20 protein-coding genes and 2 pseudogenes are annotated in these 22,592 nt (G+C 66.2%); 11 read left to right on the top strand and 11 right to left on the bottom strand.

Annotated features, from left to right (window positions below):
* Positions 1-32 precede the first annotated feature (32 nt).
* The 3 genes from QE444_RS03335 to QE444_RS03325 form a co-directional block, all read right to left on the bottom strand.
* Positions 33-332, bottom strand: a complete 300-nt coding sequence (locus tag QE444_RS03335; protein WP_280310006.1) for a DUF2388 domain-containing protein — start codon at positions 330-332, stop codon at positions 33-35.
* Positions 333-432: 100 nt separating this feature from the next.
* On the bottom strand, positions 433-753 hold the full coding sequence (locus QE444_RS03330; RefSeq protein ID WP_007160027.1) for a DUF2388 domain-containing protein: 321 nt from the start codon (positions 751-753) through the stop codon (positions 433-435).
* A gap of 73 nt (positions 754-826) precedes the next feature.
* Positions 827-1,036, bottom strand: coding sequence for a DUF1127 domain-containing protein (locus tag QE444_RS03325; RefSeq protein WP_309737345.1), 210 nt, complete (start codon positions 1,034-1,036; stop codon positions 827-829).
* 277 nt (positions 1,037-1,313) lie between these two features.
* Here QE444_RS03325 and argC point away from each other — a divergent pair.
* Positions 1,314-2,249: pseudogene (gene argC, locus QE444_RS03320) on the top strand (N-acetyl-gamma-glutamyl-phosphate reductase); the annotation flags it as partial.
* Between the two features lie 189 nt (positions 2,250-2,438).
* Here argC and yihA read toward each other — a convergent pair.
* The gene (gene yihA / locus QE444_RS03315; protein ID WP_187980820.1) at positions 2,439-3,077 is read right to left on the bottom strand and encodes a ribosome biogenesis GTP-binding protein YihA/YsxC; all 639 of its coding nucleotides are present in this window, start codon (positions 3,075-3,077) and stop codon (positions 2,439-2,441) included.
* 201 nt (positions 3,078-3,278) lie between these two features.
* On the opposite strand from yihA, the gene QE444_RS03310 reads away from it, so the two are divergent.
* The 3 genes from QE444_RS03310 (at position 3,279) to QE444_RS03300 (ending at position 6,684) form a co-directional block, all read left to right on the top strand.
* Complete coding sequence (locus tag QE444_RS03310; RefSeq protein WP_133860131.1) at positions 3,279-3,908, top strand: thiol:disulfide interchange protein DsbA/DsbL; 630 nt, start codon at positions 3,279-3,281, stop codon at positions 3,906-3,908.
* Positions 3,909-4,085: 177 nt separating this feature from the next.
* Entirely contained in the window at positions 4,086-5,873 is a 1,788-nt protein-coding gene (locus tag QE444_RS03305) for a GGDEF domain-containing protein (RefSeq protein ID WP_309737344.1), read from the top strand.
* A gap of 25 nt (positions 5,874-5,898) precedes the next feature.
* Complete coding sequence (locus QE444_RS03300; RefSeq protein WP_285388804.1) at positions 5,899-6,684, top strand: N-acetylmuramoyl-L-alanine amidase; 786 nt, start codon at positions 5,899-5,901, stop codon at positions 6,682-6,684.
* Positions 6,685-6,749: 65 nt separating this feature from the next.
* Here the strand turns inward: QE444_RS03300 and QE444_RS03295 are convergent, their stop codons facing one another.
* On the bottom strand, positions 6,750-7,847 hold the full coding sequence (locus QE444_RS03295) for a GlxA family transcriptional regulator (protein WP_037006569.1): 1,098 nt from the start codon (positions 7,845-7,847) through the stop codon (positions 6,750-6,752).
* A 465-nt stretch (positions 7,848-8,312) separates the two neighbouring features.
* Here QE444_RS03295 and choX point away from each other — a divergent pair, with 465 nt between their 5' ends.
* The 4 genes from choX (at position 8,313) to choV (ending at position 12,655) form a co-directional block, all read left to right on the top strand.
* Complete coding sequence (gene choX, locus QE444_RS03290; RefSeq protein ID WP_187980817.1) at positions 8,313-9,251, top strand: choline ABC transporter substrate-binding protein; 939 nt, start codon at positions 8,313-8,315, stop codon at positions 9,249-9,251.
* A 270-nt stretch (positions 9,252-9,521) separates the two neighbouring features.
* Complete coding sequence (locus QE444_RS03285; RefSeq protein ID WP_017639238.1) at positions 9,522-10,460, top strand: choline ABC transporter substrate-binding protein; 939 nt, start codon at positions 9,522-9,524, stop codon at positions 10,458-10,460.
* 116 nt (positions 10,461-10,576) lie between these two features.
* On the top strand, positions 10,577-11,419 hold the full coding sequence (choW, locus tag QE444_RS03280; protein WP_059316705.1) for a choline ABC transporter permease subunit: 843 nt from the start codon (positions 10,577-10,579) through the stop codon (positions 11,417-11,419).
* Between the two features lie 3 nt (positions 11,420-11,422).
* Positions 11,423-12,655: a choline ABC transporter ATP-binding protein gene (gene choV, locus QE444_RS03275; RefSeq protein WP_187980816.1), complete on the top strand. Its 1,233-nt coding sequence runs from the start codon at positions 11,423-11,425 to the stop codon at positions 12,653-12,655.
* A gap of 311 nt (positions 12,656-12,966) precedes the next feature.
* On the opposite strand, the gene QE444_RS03270 is transcribed toward choV, so the two are convergent.
* The 6 genes from QE444_RS03270 to glyA all read right to left on the bottom strand — a co-directional run bounded on the left by QE444_RS03270 (position 12,967) and on the right by glyA (position 20,478).
* On the bottom strand, positions 12,967-13,824 hold the full coding sequence (locus QE444_RS03270; RefSeq protein ID WP_309737343.1) for a formyltetrahydrofolate deformylase: 858 nt from the start codon (positions 13,822-13,824) through the stop codon (positions 12,967-12,969).
* A gap of 98 nt (positions 13,825-13,922) precedes the next feature.
* The gene (locus QE444_RS03265) at positions 13,923-14,552 is read right to left on the bottom strand and encodes a sarcosine oxidase subunit gamma (RefSeq protein ID WP_273863178.1); all 630 of its coding nucleotides are present in this window, start codon (positions 14,550-14,552) and stop codon (positions 13,923-13,925) included.
* Positions 14,553-14,567: 15 nt separating this feature from the next.
* Complete coding sequence (locus QE444_RS03260; RefSeq protein ID WP_187980813.1) at positions 14,568-17,588, bottom strand: sarcosine oxidase subunit alpha; 3,021 nt, start codon at positions 17,586-17,588, stop codon at positions 14,568-14,570.
* The gene (locus QE444_RS03255) at positions 17,585-17,884 is read right to left on the bottom strand and encodes a sarcosine oxidase subunit delta (RefSeq protein ID WP_017639232.1); all 300 of its coding nucleotides are present in this window, start codon (positions 17,882-17,884) and stop codon (positions 17,585-17,587) included. Before QE444_RS03255 ends, QE444_RS03260 begins: the two co-directional genes overlap by 4 nt.
* Before the next feature lie 11 nt (positions 17,885-17,895).
* Complete coding sequence (locus QE444_RS03250; RefSeq protein ID WP_017639231.1) at positions 17,896-19,146, bottom strand: sarcosine oxidase subunit beta family protein; 1,251 nt, start codon at positions 19,144-19,146, stop codon at positions 17,896-17,898.
* 78 nt (positions 19,147-19,224) lie between these two features.
* Positions 19,225-20,478 carry a serine hydroxymethyltransferase gene (gene glyA / locus QE444_RS03245; protein WP_183632297.1) on the bottom strand — a complete coding sequence of 418 codons (1,254 nt, stop codon included), beginning with the start codon at positions 20,476-20,478 and terminating at the stop codon, positions 19,225-19,227.
* Between the two features lie 215 nt (positions 20,479-20,693).
* On the opposite strand from glyA, the pseudogene QE444_RS23500 reads away from it, so the two are divergent.
* The 3 genes and pseudogenes from QE444_RS23500 to QE444_RS03235 form a co-directional block, all read left to right on the top strand.
* Positions 20,694-21,464 (top strand): annotated as a pseudogene (locus QE444_RS23500) (PAS domain-containing protein); the annotation flags it as partial.
* The gene (locus tag QE444_RS23495) at positions 21,465-22,052 is read left to right on the top strand and encodes a methyl-accepting chemotaxis protein (RefSeq protein WP_405046457.1); all 588 of its coding nucleotides are present in this window, start codon (positions 21,465-21,467) and stop codon (positions 22,050-22,052) included.
* A gap of 81 nt (positions 22,053-22,133) precedes the next feature.
* Positions 22,134-22,562 carry a universal stress protein gene (locus QE444_RS03235; RefSeq protein ID WP_158973736.1) on the top strand — a complete coding sequence of 143 codons (429 nt, stop codon included), beginning with the start codon at positions 22,134-22,136 and terminating at the stop codon, positions 22,560-22,562.
* Positions 22,563-22,592: the final 30 nt, after the last annotated feature.

The raw sequence follows: 22,592 nt of genomic DNA, 5'->3' as shown, positions 1-22,592 counted from the left end.
ATACTCCAGGGATGTCACGGAATTGAAACGGACTACTGACTCAGAATCGCCGCGGCGAGTTCCCGGTCGGAAGCCTGCAGCGCCGGATCGGCTGCGCGCAGGGCGCGGAAGGTTTCCTCCAGCTGGGCGCCGCGCAGGGCGCCATCGGTAGCAACGAAGGCTGCGGCATCGTCATGCGCTGCCAGGACCAGCTTGTTCTGGAACGGCGCCGTGGTGATCTGGCTGGTGCCATAGATGGTCTTCACCAGACCCTCGGTGGTGGAGTCGAACGCCAGGACCGGCGTGGCAAGACAGAGACCGAGCAACAGCGCGGCAGAACGACGGATATACATGGATGGCGACCCTCCGGTGGCAGATGGTCGCCAAGGCTAACGCAGCCCCCCGTTCCGGGCTAGCAGCCACGGGGTACGGGGGGTATCGCGGTGTTGCGCGTCAGATGGCGAGAATCGCCTGGGCCAGTTGGTCATCGCTGGCCTGACGCAGTTCGGGCGCCTGGCTGCGCAGGTGGTCCAGCGCCGCTTCCAGGCGCACGCCGCGGATGTCGCCGGCGCTGCCGACGTAGGTGGCCGCATCGTCACGGGCTTCCTGGACCAGCTTGTCGTTCTTGAAGGAGCCGGTGATGGACGAGGTGGTGTCCGAGGTCGCATCGATGGCGTTGACGATGATGTCGGTGGTGACATAGAAGCTCGACGCGGAGGCGGCGGTGGACAGGCAGAACAGCGCCGCGGCGGCGCCCAGGTGCAGGGTTTTCATGGGGGACTCCCGTCTGGATAGGCCTGACTGAGACTACCGCCAGCCCGAGGAAGTCGCATCCCGAGGCAGATTTTCACTCCCGCCAGAAGGGTTTGCCGCCTTCCCGGTACTGATCGGCGAGATTCAGCCCCAGGTCGGCCAGGGCGCGAGCGTCCAGGCGCTGCAACTGCCGGCGTGTGACGAGGCGCCAGTGCCAGCGGACCAGCAGCGCGAGCAGTGGGTGAAAGCGGCAGCGAAAACCCGATGATTCTGTGGGTGAGGTAAGCAGTGACCGGCTGTCCATGGCGATCTCCAGCGCAGCAAGGGAGCCTCAAGCTTCATCCGTACGGCGCAGGCAGACCACTTACAGCCAGAGAATACTGTACCCGTACAACTTCATAGCAGGTCTATCTGTACTGAACATGCCCGTGGTGATCGCTCTGCGACGCCACTCTGCACCGGTTCATCGGGAGCGAACTGTATCTCCCGCCGCGACGTACCCCTGGTCGGCGTGAATCGCTACAATCGAGGCTTTCAGCGCCCATCCGCGAGAGGCACCGCCATGAGCTTCAAAGGTTTTCGTCGACGGCCAGGAAGGCACCACCGGCCTGCGTCTGCTGGACTACCTGACCGGTCGTTCGGACATCGAACTGCTGCGCATCGACGAGAGCAAGCGCAAGGACCCGGCCGAGCGCGCGCGCTTCCTCAATGCCGCCGATGTGGCCTTTCTCTGCCTGCCCGATGCCGCCTCCCGCGAAGCGGTGAGCCTGGTGACCAATCCCAACACCTGCATCATCGACGCCAGCACCGCCTTCCGCACCGACAGCAGCTGGACCTACGGCCTGCCGGAACTGGCGCCCGGTCAGCGCGAGGCGCTGCGCGCCAGCAAGCGCATCGCCAATCCCGGCTGCCACGCCACCGGCTTCATCCTGCTGGCCCGGCCGCTGGTGGACGCGGGCCTGCTGGCTCCCGATACCCCGCTGTCGGCCTTTTCCCTGACCGGCTACAGCGGTGGCGGCAAGCAGATGATCGCCGCGTACGAAGCCGGCGGCGACGCCCGCCTGCTGAGTCCGCGTCCCTATGCCATGGGCCAGGGCCACAAGCACCTGCCGGAAATGCGCGTGCAGAGCGGCCTGGCCGCCGCGCCGGTGTTCAGCCCCATCGTCGGCCCCTTCCTCAAGGGTCTGGCGGTGACCATTCCGCTGCACGCCAGCCAGCTGCGCCCGGGTACCACTGCCGCCGACCTGCAGGCGGCGCTGGCCCGTCACTATGACGGCGAAGCCTTCATTCACGTGGCGCCGGTGGCCGCCGAGGAGGAACTGGACAATGGCTTCTTCGACGTCCAGGCCAGCAACGACACCAACCGCGCCGATCTCTTCGTCTTCGGCAATGCCGAGCGGATGACGCTGGTGGCGCGGCTGGACAATCTGGGCAAGGGCGCGGCGGGCGCGGCGGTCCAGTGCATGAACGTGCACCTGGGCACCGACGAGGGTCTGGGGCTCGCCAGCGGCCGCTAGTCAGGGCGCCGGCTTTCTTCCCTGGCGGGGCGAACCTTTCTCAAGGCGCCCCGTCTGAATTGCTGAACGGTTCGGATAACCGTTCTGCTCCTTTGCTGTTTAGTGTTGGCAGATGCTGGACCCCTGCTTTGGCGGTCCAGTCTTGAACTCCGGACTTCTCCCCTCCCCCGATGGAAGTCCGGAGTTTTTTTATGCCTCGGCGGCGGGTTCGTCGAGGCCCAGCCAGCTGGCCAGCACGCGCTGGGCATCCTCTATCCCCTGGCGCTTGGGCGCCGAGAACAGCTGGATGCTGGCGGTATCGCCCCAACCCTGGCGCACGTCGCGCTGCACCTTGAGCAGGGCGTTCTTCTGGGCACCGAAGGCCAGCTTGTCGGCCTTGGTCAGCAGGATGTGCAGCGGCATGGAACTGGCCTGGGCCCAGTCCAGCATCAGGCGATCGAATTCGGTCAGCGGATGGCGGATATCCATCATCAGCACCACGCCGCTGAGCGAATTGCGGCTGCTCAGATAGGCCTCCAGGTGCTCCTGCCAGTGCTGCTTGAGCGGGATCGGCACCTTGGCGTAGCCGTAGCCGGGCAGGTCCACCAGGCGCCGCTCGTCGTCGAGGGTGAAGAAGTTGAGCAGCTGGGTACGCCCGGGCGTCTTCGAGGTACGCGCCAGGTTGGCGTGGGTCAGGGTGTTCAGCGCACTGGACTTGCCGGCATTGGAGCGACCGGCGAAGGCCACTTCGCGACCGTTGTCGAACGGGCACTGATCGACCTTGGCGGCGCTGATGAGAAAGGACGCCTGCTGGCACAGACCGACGATGGGATTCTTGAAGCTGGACATGGGGGTACTCGCGAGCGCGCGGCAAAGCCAGCAGTATATCGGATGCGCCGGGCGAGAGCCGCGCCCCTGGTAACCTGAACGAAGCCTGAACATGGCCGGCCTCGGGCGCTGCGGCGACTAGGCGCGGCGATGCACCCGGCTACAATGCCCGCAATCCGTCATGCCCGGTTGGTGGGCGTGCCTTCTTCCAGGAGTAGTCCCATGCGCAACCTGCTTTTCTCCGCCGTGTTCGCCGCCGCCAGTCTGTTCGGCGCGGCCGCCCATGCCGACGACATCCAGGCCGGCAAGCAGTACACCGAACTGAGCAGTCCGGTTCCGGTGTCCGAACCCGGCAAGATCGAAGTGGTTGAGCTGTTCTGGTACGGCTGCCCGCACTGCTACGCCTTCGAGCCCACCCTCAACGCCTGGTCCAAGAAGCTCCCCGACGACGTCTCCTTCAAGCGCGTGCCGGCCATGTTCGGCGGCATCTGGAACGTCCACGGTCAGCTGTTCGTGACCCTGGAAGCCATGGGCGTGGAAGCCAAGGTGCATGACGCCGTCTTCGCTGCCATCCACAAGGAGCACAAGAAGCTGGCCACCCCCGAGGAGATGGCCGACTTCCTTGCCACCCAAGGCGTGGATCGAGAAAAATTCCTCAGCACCTACAACTCCTTCGCCGTGAAGGGGCAGGTGGAAAAGGACAAGAAGCTGGCCATGGCCTACCAGATCACCGGTGTGCCGACCATGGTGGTCAATGGCAAGTACCGCTTCGACCTGGGCTCTTCGGGTGGCCCGGACGAGACCCTGAAGGTCGCCGACTTCCTGATCCAGAAAGAACGCGCCGCCAAGTAAGCGTCACCCGCCGCCGCGCCCCGCGGCGGCGGCTCTTCAGCTCGTCCCTCTCAAGCGGCCTCCGGTCGTCCTGCTCAAACTTTCCCCGTAACCGCCGATACCCTAGCGACTATCAAGTGGGCTGGCCGCCTTGTCGCGCCTGCCTGCTGGCCACCCTCAAGCCTCTGGAGCGGGCGGATGGAGCGCGCGGACGTCGAACGCTGGAAAAGCAAATACCTGGAGAGCCTCGAGAATCTCGAGCGCCTGGAAAGCCGGTGGGAAAACCGCCTGGACCTGGTGCGTCGAGGCCTCGTGCGCAGCAGCCTGGCCGCCGAAGGCAACGACGCGGCGGTGGACGCCTGCCTGGTCGAATTGCGCGACATCCTCCGCCGTGACGACAGCGACGCCGATCTCGCCAAGCTGATCCCGCGCCTGGAACGCACCGTGCTCGACTCCGAGCAGCGCCGGGAATTGCGCGCGCGCCAGGTGGCCGAGGCCTTCGCCGAACTCTGCCGGTTGCTGCAGACCCTGGAATTGCCACGCGACCAGCGCAAGGCGCTGAAGGGCTTTGCCAAGCGCGCCCAGGCCGCTGCCGACCAACCGGGGGAACTGCCCGCGCTGCTCGGCGAATTCAGTCGTCTGCAGCAACAGGCCCTGAGTCAGCTGCACCCTGAACAGCCCGCCCGCGCCGGTTTCCTGCAGCGCCTGCTGGGTGGTCGTGGCGAGACCGCGGAAGAGGCGCCGACGGCGACGTCGAGTCCGCCAGTAGAAGACGCCTCGCCGGCGACAGCCGCCGCACCAGCGGCGGAAACGCCGGCAACGCCCGAACCAGCGCCGCTGCCGGTCGAAGGTCTGCCCGCCGCGCGGCCTGAGCTCTCAGCAGAGACCCAGGCAGTTCAGGCCGATCCGGCCTATGCCCTGCCCGCGGTGCCCGAACCCGGCTACAGCGCCATAGCGCCGCATCTGGAAGCCACCCTGCTGCGGCTGCTCGACGACCTGGCGCTGCCGGACAGCCACAAGCCCCAGGCCGAACACCTGCGCCAACGCATCCAGGGCAGCCTGAACTGGTACGAATTGGTACCCGTGCTCGATGACCTGTCGGTGCTGGTTCTGGCCCTCAACCATTCCGGGCAGAGCGAATTCCAGCTCTACCTGCGCCGCCTCAATGAGCGTCTCGCCGCCTTCCAGACCGGTCTGCAGGACGTCCACGCCGGGCGTCAGGACGGCCAGACCCAGGAGCGCGCCTTTGGCGACGCTCTGCGCGGCCAGGTCAGCGAATTGCAGAGCGAGGTGCAGGAGGCGACGGACCTGGACAGCCTCAAGCTGTCGCTGGACAGCCGCCTGGAAGGCCTGCTGACCAGTCTGGCCGACCAGCAGAGCCAACGCGAGACCCGCGAGCAGGAAGCCAGCGAAAGACTCAGCGCCCTGACCGAGCGCGTCGCCGGCATGGAGCGCGAGGCCCAGCAGTATCGCGGCCATCTGGAAGAACAACGGCAGAAGGCCCTCTGCGACCCCCTCACCGGCCTGCCCAATCGCGCCGCCTGGAGCGAGCGCCTGGAGCTGGAGGTGGCCCGCTGGCAACGCCATGGCGGCGACCTGCTGCTGGCGGTGCTCGACGTCGATCTGTTCAAGCGCATCAACGACGGCTACGGTCACCTGGCCGGTGACAAGGTGCTCAAGATCATCGCCAGCGAATTGCAGCGCCGCCTGCGCAAGACCGACTTCATCGCCCGCTTCGGCGGCGAGGAATTCGTCATGCTGCTGGGCGCCACGCCGGTCGCCGGCGGGGTCACCCTGATCGAGCAGCTACGCGCCGCGGTCGCCGCCTGCCCCTTCCATTTCAAGGGCGAACGGGTGGTGATCACCCTGTCCGCTGGTCTCGCGGCCTTTGCGCCGGGCGAGGATGCCGATACCGTATTCGAGCGTGCCGACCAGGCGCTCTACCGCGCCAAGCGCGCCGGACGCGATCGCCTGGACGTGGCCTGACCCCTTCCACGTTCGCGAGGTAATCGTGCGAAAGCCCTTCAAGCTCCTTCCCTGGCTGCTCTGCGGCCTGCTCCTGGCCGGCTGCTCCAGCGGTCCGCGCATCAATGACGACTATACCGCCCGCGATCAGGACAGCCGGGTGCAGTACATCGTGCTGCACTACACCGCGGCCGGCTCCCAGCAGTCGCTCAAGCTGCTGACCCAGGCCGGCGTCAGCGCCCACTACCTGATCGACACCGATGGCACCATCTATCGCCTGGTGGACGAGAATCGCCGTGCCTGGCACGCCGGCGTGAGCGAATGGGAAGGCCGCACCTGGCTCAACTCCACCTCCATCGGCATCGAGATGGTCAACCTGGGCTTTCGCGACACCCCGGGCGGGCGCCAGTGGTATCCCTTCAGCGAAGCCCAGATCAAGGCGCTGATTCCGCTGCTCAAGGACATCGAGCAGCGCCACGGCCTGGATCGCCGCGCCATCGTCGGCCACAGCGACATCGCCCCGGGGCGCAAGCAGGACCCGGGGCCGCTGTTTCCCTGGGCGCGCCTGGCCGCAGCAGGCTTGATCAACTGGCCGGATCCGGCGGTGGTCGCCCAGCGCCAGACCAGCCTGGGCGGCGTGCTGCCGCCGCCGGCCTGGTTCCAGGATCAACTGGCGCGGATCGGTTATGCGGTACCGCGCACTGGCGTGCTCGATGCCGCTACCCGCGACGTCATCGGCGCCTTCCAGATGAAGTACCGGCCGGGCCGTTTCGATGGCCAGCCGGACTTGCAGACGGCAGCGCTACTACTCAGCCTGCCCAGCGGTCGCTAGTTTCTGTACGAAAAATGCCTACGCTCGGTGATGCTTCGTACAGAACCTAGGTGGCCGGAGGCGGCTTACAGCCGCACACTGGCGAAGGTGGATTCGCCCTGAGCCTGACTCAGGGCCGCCAGCGCGGACGAGGCCGGCATCAGCGACAGCTCCTGGGACAGCGGCATCAGCGCGATGGGCTGCTGGATGGTCGGGCCCTGGCGCTCGTCGCGCGGCGGGATGCCGAAGTATTCGCGGTAGCACTTGGAGAAGTGGGGAGTGGAGACGAAGCCGCACACCGAGGCCACCTCGATGATCGACAGGGTGGTCTGCTTGAGCAGCTGCCGGGCGCGGATCAGCCGCAGCTTGAGGTAGTAGCGCGACGGCGAGCAATGCAGGTACTTCTGGAACAGGCGTTCCAGCTGGCGCCGGGACACGTCCACATAGACCGCCAGTTCGTCGAGGTCGATGGGCTCTTCGAGGTTGGCCTCCATCAGCGCCACGATTTCCTGCAGCTTGGGCTGATTGGTGCCCAGCATGTGCTTGAGCGGGACGCGCTGATGATCCTGCTCGTTGCGGATGCGTTCGTAGATGAACATTTCCGAGATCGCCGCCGACAGCTCGCGGCCATGCTCGCGACCGATCAGGTGCAGCATCATGTCCATCGGCGCGGTACCGCCCGAAGCGGTGCAGCGATTGCGATCGATGGTGAACAGCCGGGTGCTGAGCACCACGCGCGGATAGGCTTCCTGCAGGGCCGCCAGGGTTTCCCAGTGCACGCTGCAGTCGTAGCCGTCGAGCAGGCCGGCCCGGGCCAGGGCCCAGCTGCCGGTACAGACCGCGCCCAGCTTGCGGCCCTGGCGCGCCTGGCTCTGCAGCCAGGTGCAATGCTCGCGGGACACGCTGCGCTGGATGCCCACGCCGCCGCAGACGATCACCATGTCCATCACCGGGGCGGCACTCACGGCGCTGTCCGGGGTGATCTGCAGGCCATCGCTGGCGCGCACCGGACGACCGTCCAGGCTCAGGGTGCACCAGCGATAGAGTTCCCGACCCGACAGCTGGTTGGCCATGCGCAGCGGCTCCACCACCGACGCCAGGGAAATGAGCGTGAAGTTGTCCAGCAGCAGAAAGCCGATGGACTGGATCGCACGGGCCTGTGACGAGGTGGGAATGGGCGACATGGTTTGAATCTCCTTCACGCAGGCTGGGGCCCTTGGCTGGGCTCTAATGAGGTGCGGCGGACAACGTTGGGCGAAAGATGTGTCGCGGACGCATAAGTCATGTCGCAATTCCCATGCCGTAAATGGGTGAACCCCGACACGGGCAAGCTGTCTGGGGCGAATAACCCATTCAGCAGCGCTCAATGGCGTTGATTAGCTAGGGTTTTTATTTGCGACCTTTCAGGTCCGAGACCGACCTTTTGCCGATGGCACTTCGCCAGATGTATTCCATCGGTAACACCGGGGCGTAACCGACGCGCGCCAAAATGTGGCATGGCGACTCAGTGGGCACGGTTGTAGGTCAGGCGTTTCAACCGTCTGTCGCCCTTCTGGCTACTTGTGGCGAAAAGCCACCAAGGCCCGGGCCAGACGGACCGGTACGTGCAGTGGCCCGGGCCCTTCCCTTCGCGAACCCTGGAGTTCAGGATGAAAATCTTCCAAGCGCTGTGGTTGTCCGGTCTGTTGCTGAGCTCGACCGTGCAGGCGGGCGAGGCCGAGAGTTGTCAGCAGGTGCGCCTGGCCGATGTCGGCTGGTCGGATCTCAATATCACCAACGCCACGGCCCGCTATCTGCTCAGCGCCCTCGGTTACGAGACCGAGGTGCTGCGCCTGTCCCTGCCGCAGACCTACGACGCCCTGGCCGCGGGCGAGGCCGATGTCTTTCTCGGCAACTGGATGCCGGCGCAGGCCAAGCTCAGCCAGCCGCTGGTCGATGCGGGGGCGGTCGAACGCCTGCACGCCAACCTGCAAGGCGCCCGCTACACCCTCGCGGTGCCCCAGTACGTCTATGACGCCGGGGTGAAGAACGTCGCCGACATCGCCCGCTTCGCCGACCGTTTCGACCACACCCTCTACGGCATCGAGCCCGGCAACGATGGCAACGCCCTGGTCAAGAAGATGATCGCCAGCAACGCCTTCGGCCTGGGCGACTTCAGGCTCGACGAATCCAGCGAACAGGGCATGCTGACCCAGGTGCGGATGAAGGAGCTGCTGGACCACCAGTGGATCGTCTTTCTCGGCTGGGAACCCCATCCGATGAACGTCCGGCACAAGCTGGCCTACCTCGACGGCGGCGATGACTACTTCGGGCCGAACCAGGGCGGGGCGACGGTCTACACGGTGGTGCGCAAGGGCTATGCCCAGCAGTGTCCCAACGTGGCCCGGCTGCTGGGCAACCTGGAGTTTTCCCTGGACATGGAGAACCAGCTGATGGATCGGGTGCTCAACGAAAAGGACAATCCGCGCCGCGCCGTGCGCAACTGGCTCAAGCGCAATCCCGAACGGCTCGACGCCTGGCTCAAGGGTGTCGCCACCCTCAGCGGCGCGCCGGGCACCGCCGCGGTGAAGGCCAGTCTGGCCAACTGATTCGCGAGCGCTCCAGCCGTCGCCGACACCTCTGGGTAGCGGGCCGCCGCGGCGCAGGGCGCAACTGCCCGCCTCTCTCGCTCGGCCGCCGCGCGCCGGACGCGGACGTGCCCTGGGGCTCACGCTGGATACGACATTTCCGCTTCTGGTTACGACGCCGCGTACACTGGTAGCGACGCAGGCGGTAGGCGAGCCTGGGGGGATGGGTTACAGATAAATACACGTGGGGCGCACCGAAAGGTACCCCGCCAAACGCAAGGAGATGTGTCCATGAAAGGTTGTTCCCGTTGGCTCTTGAGTGCCGCCCTGCTGGCGCCGCTCGCTGTTCAGGCGGCCGAGCCGGCTTCCTGTGCCAAGGTGCGCTTTGCTGACGTCGGCTGGACCGACATCACCGTGACCACGGCCGTGACCAGCGAGGTGCTGCACGCCCTCGGCTACCAGACCACGACCAACATGATCTCCGTACCGGTTACCTACAAGTCCCTGCAGAACAAGGACATCGACGTCTTCCTCGGCAACTGGATGCCGAGCATGGCGGCGGACATCAAGCCCTATGCCGACAATGGCAGCGTCGAGACCGTGCGCGCCAACCTGGAGGGCGCCAAGTACACCCTGGCCGTCCCCCAGTACGTCTATGACGCCGGGGTCAAGAGCTTCGCCGACATCGCCAAGAACGCCGACAAGTTCGACGGCAAGATCTACGGCATCGAGCCGGGCAACGATGGCAATCGCCTGATCCAGGGCATGATCGACAAGAACACCTTCGACCTCGGCAAGTTCAAGCTGGTGGAGTCCAGCGAGGCCGGGATGCTGTCGCAGATTCAGCGCGCCGAGCGGCGCCAGCAGTGGGTGGTCTTCCTCGGCTGGGAACCCCATCCGATGAACACCCGCTTCAAGATGGCCTATCTCCAGGGCGGCGACGACGTCTTCGGTCCCAACTATGGCGGCGCCACCATCTACACCAACGTCCGCAAGGGCTACGTCCAGGAATGCCCCAACGTGGGCAAGCTGCTGACCAACCTGTCCTTCACCCTGGACATGGAAAACCAGCTGATGGACAAGGTTCTCAACGAAAAACAAGCCGCGAGCGCCGCCGCCAAGGCCTGGCTCAAGGCGCATCCGCAGGTGCTCGACCAGTGGCTGGCCGGCGTGACCACCCGCGATGGCAAGCCTGCGCTGGAGGCGGCGAAGACCGCCCTGGCCCCCTGAGCGAACACTAACATTCGACTGTCCCGCGCCAGTTCGGGCGGGTACTGCCACAGCCGAAGCACGAATCAGCGGTTCTCGTGCTTCGACCTGTCCACTCCTACCTGACGGGCACCGTTATGTTAATCACCGACCACAAGCTCCCTCTCGGCCAGCAGATCGCCGATTTCATCGACTGGCTGACGCTGCATGGCGCCAGCGTCTTCGACAAGATCTCCGATGTGCTGTCCGGCCTCATCCACGGCCTCACCGCCGGCCTGATGTGGTTCAACCCGCTGGCCTTCATTGCCCTGGTCGCGGTAGGGGTCTATCTGCTGCAACGCAGCATCGGCCTGGTGATCTTCGCCCTCATCTCCCTGCTGCTGATCCTCAACCTGGGGTATTGGCAGGAAACCATGGAAACCCTGGCCCAGGTGGTCTTCGCCACCCTGGTGTGCATCGCCGTGGGCGTGCCGCTGGGCATCATCGCCGCGCACAAGCCCTGGTTCTACACCGGCCTGCGCCCGGTCCTGGACCTGATGCAGACGGTCCCCACCTTCGTCTATCTGATTCCGACCCTGACGCTGTTCGGCCTGGGCGTGGTACCCGGGCTGATTTCCACGGTGGTCTTCGCCGTGGCCGCGCCGATCCGCCTGACCTGCCTGGGCATCCAGGACGTTCCCGCCGAGCTGATGGACGCCGGCAAGGCCTTCGGCTGCTCGCGCTGGCAGCTGCTGACCCGCATCGAGCTGCCCCACGCCATGCCCAGCATTGGCGCCGGTATCACCCAGTGCATCATGCTGTCGCTGTCCATGGTGGTGATCGCCGCCCTGGTGGGCGCCGACGGCCTCGGCAAGCCGGTGGTGAACGCCCTCAACACCGCGGACATCGCCCTGGGCTTCGAAGCCGGCCTGTCCATCGTCCTGATCGCCATCCTGCTCGACCGGGTATGCAAGCAACCCGCCCCTCGCGAGGTTAAATAAGTCATGACCGCCATACGTTTCGAACACGTCGACGTCATCTTCGGCAAGCAGAACAAGCGTGCCCTGGAGCTGCTCGACCAGGGCAAGGGTCGCAGCGAGATCCTCCAGGAAACCGGCCAGGTGCTGGGTGTCGAGGACGCCTGCCTGGAGGTCCAGAAGGGCGAGATCTGCGTGCTGATGGGCCTGTCCGGCTCGGGCAAGTCCAGCCTGCTGCGCTGCATCAACGGCCTCAACACCGTGAGCCGCGGCAAGCTGCTGATCGAGCACAAAGGCAGTGAAGTGGACATCGCCAACTGCTCGCCTACCGTGCTCAAGGACATGCGCACCACGCGCATCGCCATGGTGTTCCAGAAGTTCGCGCTGATGCCCTGGCTGACCGTGGCCGAGAACGTCGGCTTCGGCCTGGAAATGCAGGGCCGCTCGGCCGCCGAGCGCAAGAAGCTGGTGGACGAGAAGCTGGAGCTGGTCGGCCTGACCCAGTGGCGCAACAAGAAGCCCGACTCCCTCTCCGGCGGCATGCAGCAGCGCGTCGGCCTGGCCCGCGCCCTGGCCATGGATGCCGACATCCTGCTGATGGACGAACCCTTCTCCGCCCTCGATCCACTGATCCGCCAGCAACTGCAGGACGAACTGCTGCAGCTGCAGGCCAAGGTCAACAAGACCATCGTCTTCGTCAGCCACGACCTCGACGAAGCCCTCAAGATCGGCACCAACATCGCCATCATGAAGGACGGCCGCATCATCCAGCACGGCCGCCCCGAGGACATCGTGCTCAATCCGGCCGACGAGTACGTACGCACCTTCGTCGCCCACACCAATCCGCTCAACGTGCTCAGCGGCTACAGTCTGATGCGCGGCCTGGACAAGTGCGGCCGCGAGGGCAACGAGATCTGCCTGGAACGCAGCCACGACATCTGGCTGGCCTTGGAAAACCAGACGGTCAAGGCCCTGCGCCGCGGCGGCGAGAGCCTGGCCCTGCAACGCTGGACCCCGGGCATGCCGGTCACCAGCCTGCAGCGCCAGCCGACCCTGGCGCCGGCCGATATCCGCATGCGCGACGCCCTGGAGATCCGCTACCACACCGGGCACAAGCTGGTGCTGGAGACCGACGGCCGCGCCGTGGGCATCCTCGGTGACAAGGAGCTCTACCACGCCCTGCTGGGCAAGAATCTGGAAAAGGCCGGCGAAGACGTCGTCCCGCCCGCGGTCCGCTCGACCCTGTCCCAAGCGGGCTGACCGCCTGGCCCGCCACCCGCCTCTCCCTGCGGAGGCGGGTGCGTACCGCTTTCCTGCTTGCCCCGCCGGCAGGGCCAGCCAGGCTCCCATCCCGGCACCCTCTCCTCATTCATAGCCACATCTTTATCCCGGCCATCACCCAGCCCGACGCTGTTCGTCTGGGTACGGCCAAGGGACGCGCGAGCGTCTTTAAGCAAGCGCCCGATGGGCGCCGCTGAGCTGATAGGAAAGATGATCGAGGTGGCGCAGGACAGGCAGGCTGCGAGCGCCTTGGCGATCTCGCAGCCTGCCTGGAGAGGTAGCGGAAAGGCCTAGAGCACCACCGTCCGCCCGGCATTGAGGAAGACGCGGCGCTCCAGGTGATAGCCCACCCCACGCGACAGGGTCAGGCACTCGATGTCACGGCCGCGGGCCACCAGGTCTTCGGCGTAGTGGGCGTGGTCCACCGACTCGACGCCCTGGGCGATGATGGGGCCTTCGTCCAGATCGTTGTTGATGTAGTGCGCCGTGGCGCCCACCAGCTTGACGCCCTTGGCATAGGCCTGGTGATAGGGCCGCGCGCCCTTGAAGCCTGGCAGCAGCGAATGGTGGATGTTGATCGCCCAGCCATCGAGGCGACGGCACAGCTCGGGCGACAGCACCTGCATGTAGCGCGCGAGGATCACCAGCTCGGCGCCGGTCTCCTGCAGCACCTGCCAGACCCTGGCCTCCTGGGCCGGCTTGTCCTGGGGATCCAGCGGGAAGTGGTGATAGGGAATGCCGTGCCAGGCCGCCAGGGGCTCCAGATCCGGATGGTTGGAGATCACCGCCACCACGTCCATGGGCAACTGGCCGATGCGCTGGCGATAGAGCAGGTCGTTGAGGCAGTGGTCGGCCTTGGAGACCATGATGGCGACCTTGGCTCTATAGCCGGGCGGGGTCAGTTCGAAGGTCATGTCGAAGGGCGTGAAGCGCAGGTCCAGGCCGACGCGGAACAGGCCTTCGTTGAAGTCGCTGGGTACCTGGAATTCCACCCGGATGAAGAAGCGCTGGGCTTCGCGATCGTCGAAGCTGTGGTGCTGGGTGACATAGCAGCCTTGCTCGAACAGATAACGCGTGACCACGTCCACGGTGCCGAGGCGACTCGGGCTCTGGGCGGTGAGAATCCAGGTATCGGGCGTGCGGCTCATGATGAATTCCTTTGCATGGAGATGAAGCCAGAATCACAAAACCCGACCTGCGCGCAACGCAGGTCGGGTTCGATGGAGCGTCTGAACGCAGCGACCGATCAGGCCTCGATGCGCAGTCCGTACTCGGCGCTCGCGTCCTGCAGCCACAGCCAGACGTAGTCGGCGAAGCTGCGGCGCACCACCAGTTCCCAGGTGTCCGGCGCCGTGTGGCGGATCACCAGCTGGGACTTGGCGAACACCGTCCCGACGGCCTTGCCCACCGGGAAGTTGTCCGGATGGACGTCGTAGGAGGTGGACTTCATCAGCACTTCACGCACCTTGGGTCCCTTGAGCTCGACCAGCGTCTGGCCGCCACCGACATTGATGATGGCGACATGGCGCTCGCCCAGGGCCTGGCGCAGGGCCTGCTCGGTGGCGAACTCGCTGCCACCGGGTACCACCAGCAGCCACTCGTCCGGGCCGAGCCACTGCAGCGAGCTCTCGCCCTTATGGGTGATCGCCAGCGGACCGGGCACTTCCAGGCCGACCACGCTCTGCACGGCGCCGGTGAAGCCTTCGTCATGGGCGTCGCCACGCAGCACCAGGTGCCCCAGCAGGGCCCGCTCGCGCAGGGTCACCCCGGCGGTGGCCGGGCCGCGACCGACGAGCTTGTTCAACTCGGCGTGGAACAGCGGGGATTCGGCGCGCGCCTTGGCGGAGTATTGGTCGTAGACATTGATGTTGTTCATGGGGCGCTATCCTCGTTAGGCGACGTTCTGCCGCTCACCCTTGGGGTCGTAGAACACCGGCGAGACGATCTCGGCAGCGATGTAGCGGCCATCGGCCAGCGGGGCGTAGACGGTCTGGCCCATACGGCCCAGCCCACCCTTGACCATGGCCATGGCGAAGCCGTAGCCCAGGGTCGCGCTGTGGTAGCTGGAGGTCACGTGACCGACCATGTCCATGGGGATCGGCTGGTTGCGCTCGAACACCAGTTGCGCGCCTTCCGGCAGGACGTCGCGGGCATCCAGGGGCTTGAGGCCGACCAGTTGCTTGCGATTCTCGCGGACGCAGTCCACCCGATGCATGCCGCGCTTGCCGATGAAGGAGAAGCTCTTGTTCAGGCTCACCGCCCAGCCCATGCCCAGGTCCTGGGGCGTGACCGAACCATCGGTGTCCTGACCGATGATGATGAAGCCCTTCTCCGCCCGCAGCACGTGCATGGTCTCGGTGCCATAGGGGGTCAGGTCGAATTCCTTGCCCGCGGCGACCACCTGCTCCAGCACGCCCATGGCGTAGTTGGCCGGCACGTTGATCTCGTAGGAGAGCTCGCCGGTGAAGGAGATGCGGAACACCCGCGCCGGCACCCCGCCCACCTGACCTTCCTTCCAGGCCATGAAGGGGAAGGCGGCGTTGTCCAGATCGATGTCGGTCAGCTTGGCCAGCAGCTTGCGGCTGTTGGGACCGGACAGGGTCAGGGTCGCCCAGTGATCGGTGACCGAAGTGAAGTACACCTCCAGTTCCGGCCATTCGGTCTGGTGGTAGAGCTCCAGCCATTCGAAGACGCGCGCGGCGCCGCCGGTGGTGGTGGTCATCAGGAAGTGGTTGTCGGCGAGACAGGCGGTGACGCCGTCGTCGAAGACCATGCCGTCTTCCTTGCACATCAGGCCGTAGCGGGCCTTGCCGATGTCCAGCTTGGTCCAGGCGTTGGTATAGACGCGATTGAGGAATTCCCGCGCATCCTTGCCCTGGATGTCGATCTTGCCCAGGGTCGAGGCGTCGAGCAGGCCGACGCTGCGGCGTACGGCCAGGCACTCGCGGTTGACCGCGGCGTGCAGGTCCTCGCCCGCCTTGGGGAAGTACCAGGGGCGCTTCCACTGGCCGACGTCCTCGAACAGCGCGCCCTGCTTGAGGTGCCAGGCGTGCAGCGCGGTGTAGCGCTTGGGCTCGAACAGGTGGCCGCAATGCCGTCCGGCGATGGCGCCGAAGGTGATGGGCGTGTAGTTCGGGCGGAACATGGTGGTGCCGACTTCCGGGATGGCCTTGCTCTGCACCCGGGCGGCGATGGCCAGACCATTGATGTTGCCCAGCTTGCCCTGGTCGGTACCGAAGCCCATGGCGGTGTAGCGCTTGACGTGCTCGATGGACTCGAAGCCCTCGCGGCAGGCCAGCTCGATGCCGGCGGCGGTCACATCGTTCTGCAGGTCGACGAATTGCTTGGGCGCTCGCGACGACGGCTTGTCGTGGGGCACCTGGAACAGCGCCAGACTCGGCTCTTCCTGGCGGAATTCGGCCTGGGGCAGTTCGCCGCTGACCACCTTGGCGCCAGCTTCGGCGGCGGCAGTCGCGCCCGCTTCGAAACCGTCGGCGAGGACATCGCCCAGGGCGAAGACGCCATTCACGCCGCCGGCGCAGACGCGCTTCTGCGGCGCCGGACCAGGCACGAAGGCCTGGATGTCTTCACGCCACTGCGGACGACCGCCCAGGTGCGAAGCCAGGTGGACCACCGGGCTGTAACCGCCGGAGGTGGCGATGAGATCGCAGTCGACCCACTCGCCGCCACCCAGGGTGCGGAAGGCGGTCAGGTCGATGGTGGCGATCTTGGCGCCCGTCACGCGGGTGTTGCCGCGGGCTTCGCTCACGGCGGTACCGCCCATGACGCGCACGCCACGCTTGCGCACTTCCTCGACCCAGGCGCCGCGGGGGTTGGGCCGCGCATCGGCCACGGCCACCACCTGGCGACCGGCTTCGAGCCAGTCCAGGGCCACGCGGTAGGCGTAGTCGTTGTTGGTGGACAGCACCAGGCGCTGACCCGGGGCCACGGCATAGCGACGGATGTAGGTGGACACGGCGCCGGCCACCATGTTGCCCGGCAGGTCGTTGTTGGCGTACACCAGCGGCCGCTCGTGGGCGCCGGTGGCCAGTACCACGCGGGTGGCGCGGACGCGGTGCAGGCGCTGACGCACCTGGCCATGGGGCGCGCGATCACCCAGGTGATCGGTGAGCCGCTCGTGGATGGTGAGGAAATTGTGGTCGTGGTAGCCGTTGACCGTGGCGCGCGGCAGCAGCACCACGTTGTCCAGGCCCTGCAGCTCGGCCACGGCCTTGGCGGCCCAGTCGGCGGCCGGAGCGCCGTCGAGACGCTCGCGGCTATCCAGCAGGCTGCCACCGAATTCTTCCTGTTCGTCGGCCAGGATCACCCGCGCACCGCTGCGACCGGCGGCCAGGGCCGCGGCCAGACCGGCAGCGCCACCGCCCACCACCAGCACGTCGCAGTGCTGGTTGAAGTTGTCATAGGTATCCGGATCGACCTGGGTCGGCGCACGGCCGAGGCCGGCGGCCTTGCGGATGTACTTCTCGTAGGTCATCCACAGGTTCTGCGGATACATGAAGGTCTTGTAGTAGAAGCCGGGCGGCATCATCTTGCCGCCGACCTTGCCGAGGATGCCCATGAGGTCGTTGTTGACGCTTGGCCAGCCGTTGGTGCTGGCGGAGACCAGGCCCTGGTACAGCGCCTGCTGCGTGGCCCGCACGTTGGGCACCTGGGTGGCCTCGGTGGCGCCGATCTGCATGATGGCGTTGGGCTCTTCGGCACCGGCGGCAACGATGCCGCGGGGGCGGGAGTACTTGAAGCTACGCCCGATCACGTCCACGCCGTTGGCCAGCAGCGCCGAGGCCAGGGTGTCACCCTTGAAGCCCTGGTAGGTCTGACCGTTGAAGGTGAAGGTGATGGCCTGGCTGCGGTCCAGGCGACCGCCCTGGGTGAGTCGATGGACCTGGCTCATGTGCGCTCTCCTCGCTCGGCGGTGAAGCGGGGTTGCTCGCCGATCGGATAGGTTTCGAGAATTTCGTAGGTCTCGGTGTTACGGGTCGCGTTGAAGTACTGGCGGCAGCCCGAAGCATGAACCCACAGCTCGTGACGCAGACCGCGCGGATTGTCGCGGAAGAACATGTAATCGCCCCACTCCGCGTCGCTGCAGGCCTCGGGATCCAGCGGACGCGGGATGTGCGCCTCGCCGGCGGCGTGGAATTCTTCTTCGGAGCGCAATTCCCCGCAGTGGGGGCAATGGATGTACAACATGCTCGGGCTCCTTAGTGCGCGACGGCCGCTGCGCCGTGTTCGTCGATCAGCGCGCCGGTGTGGAAACGGTCGATGGAGAAGGGCTTGGCCAGCGGATGCATCTCGCCGGAGGCGAGGGACGCCGCGAAGACGTTGCCCGAGCCAGGCGTGGCCTTGAAGCCGCCGGTACCCCAGCCGCAGTTGAAGAACAGGTTTTCCACCGGGGTCTTGGAAATGATCGGGCAGGCGTCGGGCGAGGTGTCGACGATGCCGCCCCACTGGCGGTTCATGCGCACCCGCGAGAGGATCGGGAACATCTCGACGATCGCCTGCAGGGTGTGCTCGATCACCGGGTAGGAGCCGCGCTGGCCGTAGCCGACCCAGCTGTCGATGCCGGCGCCGATCACCAGGTCGCCCTTGTCGGACTGGCTGATGTAGCCGTGCACCGCGTTGGACATGATGACGCTGTCGATGATGGGCTTGATCGGCTCGGAGACCAGCGCCTGCAGCGGGTGGGACTCCAGCGGCAGGCGGAAACCGGCCAGCTTGGCCATGTGCCCGGAGTTGCCGGCGGTGACCACGCCGACGCGACGGGCGCCGATGAAGCCGCGGTTGGTTTCCACGCCGATCACCTTGCCGTCCTGCTTGCGGAAGCCGGTGACCTCGGTCTGCTGGATCAGGTCGACGCCCAGGGCGTCGGCGGCGCGGGCGAAGCCCCAGGCCACGGCGTCGTGACGGGCCACGCCGCCGCGACGCTGCACGGTGGCGCCGAAGATCGGATAGCGGGTGTTCTTGCTGCAGTCCAGGTAGGGAATCTCCTCGGCCACCTGGCGGGTATCGAGCAGTTCGCCGTCGACGCCATTGAGGCGGTTGGCGCTGACCCGACGCTCGGAATCGCGCATGTCCTGCAGGGTGTGGCAGAGGTTGTAGACGCCGCGCTGGGAGAACATGACGTTGTAGTTGAGGTCCTGGGACAGGCCTTCCCACAGCTTCATGGCGTGCTCATAGAGGTGCGCCGACTCGTCCCACAGGTAGTTGGAGCGGACGATGGTGGTGTTGCGCGCGGTGTTGCCGCCGCCCAGCCAGCCTTTCTCGATCACCGCGACGTTCTTCACGCCGAACTGCTTGGCGAGGTAGTAGGCGGTGGCGAGGCCGTGACCGCCGCCACCGACGATGACCACGTCGTACACCGGCTTGGGCGTCGGGGTGCGCCACATCCGCTGCCAGTTCTCGTGATGGCTCAGGGAGTGCTTGAAGAGGCCGAAGCCGGAATAGCGTTGCATCTGGAGACTCCTGCAGACGACGCCCCTTTCCGCGAGGGGGAAAGGGGTTGGATAAGGGTTGCGTCAGGCGTGCGGCGACTAGCGGTAAACCGGGTAGTCGCGGCACAGCGCAGCCACCTGGCGCGCCACCTGGGCTTCCACATCGGCATCGCCGAGGTGGTCGAGGATGTCGCAGATCCAGCCCGCGACGCGTTCGCTTTCGCTGACGCCCAGGCCACGGGTGGTCAGGGCCGGGGTACCGATGCGCAGACCCGAGGTCACGAAGGGCGACTGGGGATCGTTGGGCACGGCGTTCTTGTTCACGGTGATGCAGGCGCGACCCAGGGCGGCGTCCGCGTCCTTGCCGGTGATGCCCTGCTTGATCAGGCTGACCAGGAACAGGTGGTTGTCGGTACCCCCGGAGACCACGTCGTAGCCGCGTGCCTTGAACACGCCGGCCATGGCCTGGGCGTTCCTGATCACCTGCTGCTGGTAGGTCTTGAAGCCCGGCTCCAGGGCCTCCTTGAAGCACACGGCCTTGCCGGCGATGACGTGCATCAGCGGGCCGCCCTGGGCGCCCGGGAACACCGCGGCGTTGAGCTTCTTCTCGATGTCGGCGTTGGCCTTGCACAGGATCAGGCCGCCACGGGGGCCGCGCAGGGTCTTGTGGGTGGTAGTGGTCACCACGTCGGCGAAGGGCACCGGGTTCGGATAGACACCGGCGGCGACCAGACCGGCCACGTGGGCCATGTCGACGAACAGCAGGGCACCCACGCTGTCGGCGATGGCGCGGAAGCGCGGGAAGTCCAGGGTCTTGGAGTAGGCGGAGAAGCCCGCCACGATCATCTTGGGCTTGTGCTCCTGGGCCAGGCGCTCGACCTCGTCGTAGTCGATCAGCCCGGTGTCGGTGTTGATGCCGTACTGCACCGCGTTGTAGAGCTTGCCGGAGGAGCTGACCTTGGCGCCGTGGGTCAGGTGACCGCCGTGGGCCAGGCTCATGCCGAGGATGGTGTCGCCGGGCTGCAGCAGCGCCAGGTAGACCGCCGAGTTGGCCTGGGAGCCGGAGTGCGGCTGGACGTTGGCGTAGTCGGCGCCGAACAGCTGCTTGGCGCGCTCGATGGCCAGCTGCTCGACCTTGTCGACATGCTCGCAGCCACCGTAGTAGCGCTTGCCCGGATAGCCTTCGGCGTACTTGTTGGTCAGCACGCTGCCCTGGGCTTCCATGACGCGCTGACTGGTGTAGTTTTCGGAGGCGATCAGTTCCAGGTGATGCTCCTGGCGCCGCGCTTCCTCGCCCATGGCGGCGAACAGCGCATCATCGTAGCCCTGGATTTGGTCCTGCTTGCTGAACATCGCGGCGCTCCTAAAGTCTGTGGCGGTGAAAACCACCCCCTTGCCGCGATGGTAGGCCCCGCCCCTGACCCCAAGATGCCTGTTTACGCCCCGGGCCGGCGCGTTTGCGACAGCCGCTCAACGGGCGAGTTCTGCCGTTCGCCGGGTCCTATCAAGTCGGCTCTCCTGGCGCCGATAGGCTGGTTACGCCTTTGCCCCAGCCAGCGAGTTCTGCCATGTTCAATGCGCATCTAAAGAAGACCATCGCTCGGCTGGAAGCCGAGCAGCATGCCAATCAGGGCCTGACCCAGGCCCTGGAGCGTTCCATGGCGGTGATCGAGTTCGATCTCGACGGCACCATCCTGCGCGCCAACGACAACTTCCTCCGCCTGACCGGCTATCGCGCCGACGCCCTGGTCGGCCAGCACCATCGTCGTCTCTGCCCGGCCAGCGTGGTCCAGGGTCGCGACTATGGCGATTTCTGGGCGCGTCTGAAGCGTGGCGATTTCGTCTCCGGCGCCTTCCAGCGCCTGGACGCCCAGGGCCGTACGCTCTGGCTGGAAGCCAGCTACAACCCGCTGGCCGATAGCAGCGGCAAGATCGCCAAGGTGGTGAAGTACGCCCTGGACGTCACCGCCCAGGTCGAGCGCGACAGCGAAGCCCAAAGCAAGCTCAAGGCGCTGGACCGCGCCCTGGCGCGCATCGAGTTCGACCTGGACGGACGCATCCTGGACGCCAACGACAACTTCCTGGCCACCCTGGGCTACAGCCTGAAGGAGATCCAGGGCCAGCAGCATCGGCTGTTCTGCGAGCCGGCCCTGGTCAACAGCAGCGAATACGCCGACTTCTGGCGCCGCCTCAACGCCGGTGAATTCTTTCGCGGCCAGTTCAAGCGCCTGGGCAAGCATGGCCGGGTGATCTGGCTGGAAGCGAGCTACAACCCGGTGTACGACGCCACCGGCCGGCTGTACAAGGTGGTCAAGTACGCCAGCGACATCAGCGAGCGGGTGGAAAAGCACGAAAGCGACGGCCGCAGCGCCTCGCGGGCCTATCACATCTCCGCCGAGACCGAGAAGGTCGCCGAGCACGGCACCCGGATCATCCAGGCCGCCGCCGGCGAGATGCGCGAGATCGCGCACAACGTCAGCGCCTCCGCCGAGGTGATCGGCCAGCTGGGTCAGCGCTCGGAGCAGATCACCGCCATCGTCAACACCATCCGCGGCATCGCCGACCAGACCAACCTGCTGGCGCTCAACGCCGCCATCGAAGCGGCCCGCGCCGGTGACCAGGGCCGTGGCTTCGCCGTGGTCGCCGACGAGGTTCGTCAGCTGGCGGGACGCACCAGCAGCGCCACGGCAGAGATTGCCGAGATGATCGGGCGGATTCTCAACGAAACCCAGCAGGCGGTGGCCAGCATGGAGAGCACCCAGGGGCGCGCGGTCAAGGGCGTCGAGCTGGCGGACCAGGCCGGCGCGGTGATCGTGCAGATCCGCGATGGCGCCAGCGACGCCGTGGAAGCCGTGAGCATGTTCGCCAGCAAGCTGGACGAATCCGAAGTGATTCCCAAGGGCGCGCGCAACTGGGTGGGCCATTGAGGCTGCGGGCTTGATCGGGATCAAGCGACCCTGACAGCCAGGGTCTAGCATGAAGGCATACCCCTCTCGTGGAGATGCCCCATGCACACTGTCCTGGTCGCCTACGATGGTTCTCCCAGCGCCGACAACGCCCTGCGCTATATCCTCGACCTGGTGAAGGCCGGGCTGACGCTGGAGTTGCACCTGCTCAACGTGCAGAACGAGCCGGAGATCTATGGCGCGCCCTTCGACGACCGCATCCTGCGCGAGTGGCGCGGCAGCCTGCAGGACAAGGCCGAGGATATCCTGGTCAGGGCGCGCCCGGCCCTGCTCGAAGCCGGTATCGAGGCCCAGACCCACGTCGGCTTCGGCGGCATCGCCGAGACCATCGGCGAGACGGCGCGGCGCCTGGAGGTGGACACCGTGGTGATGGGCACCCGCGGCCTGGGTTCGCTCAGTGGCCTGCTGCTCGGCTCGGTGGCCCATCGCGTGGTGCACCAGGTGCCCTTGCCGGTGATCCTGGTGAAATAGCCACCCAACAAAAAACCAGCCCTTGGGCTG

Source organism: Pseudomonas sp. SORGH_AS_0199 (assembly GCF_031453735.1).
Lineage (GTDB): Bacteria > Pseudomonadota > Gammaproteobacteria > Pseudomonadales > Pseudomonadaceae > Chryseomonas > Chryseomonas aestiva.
The sequence above is the reverse complement of the archived record's forward strand: the minus strand, read 5'-3'. Positions and strand labels throughout refer to the sequence as shown.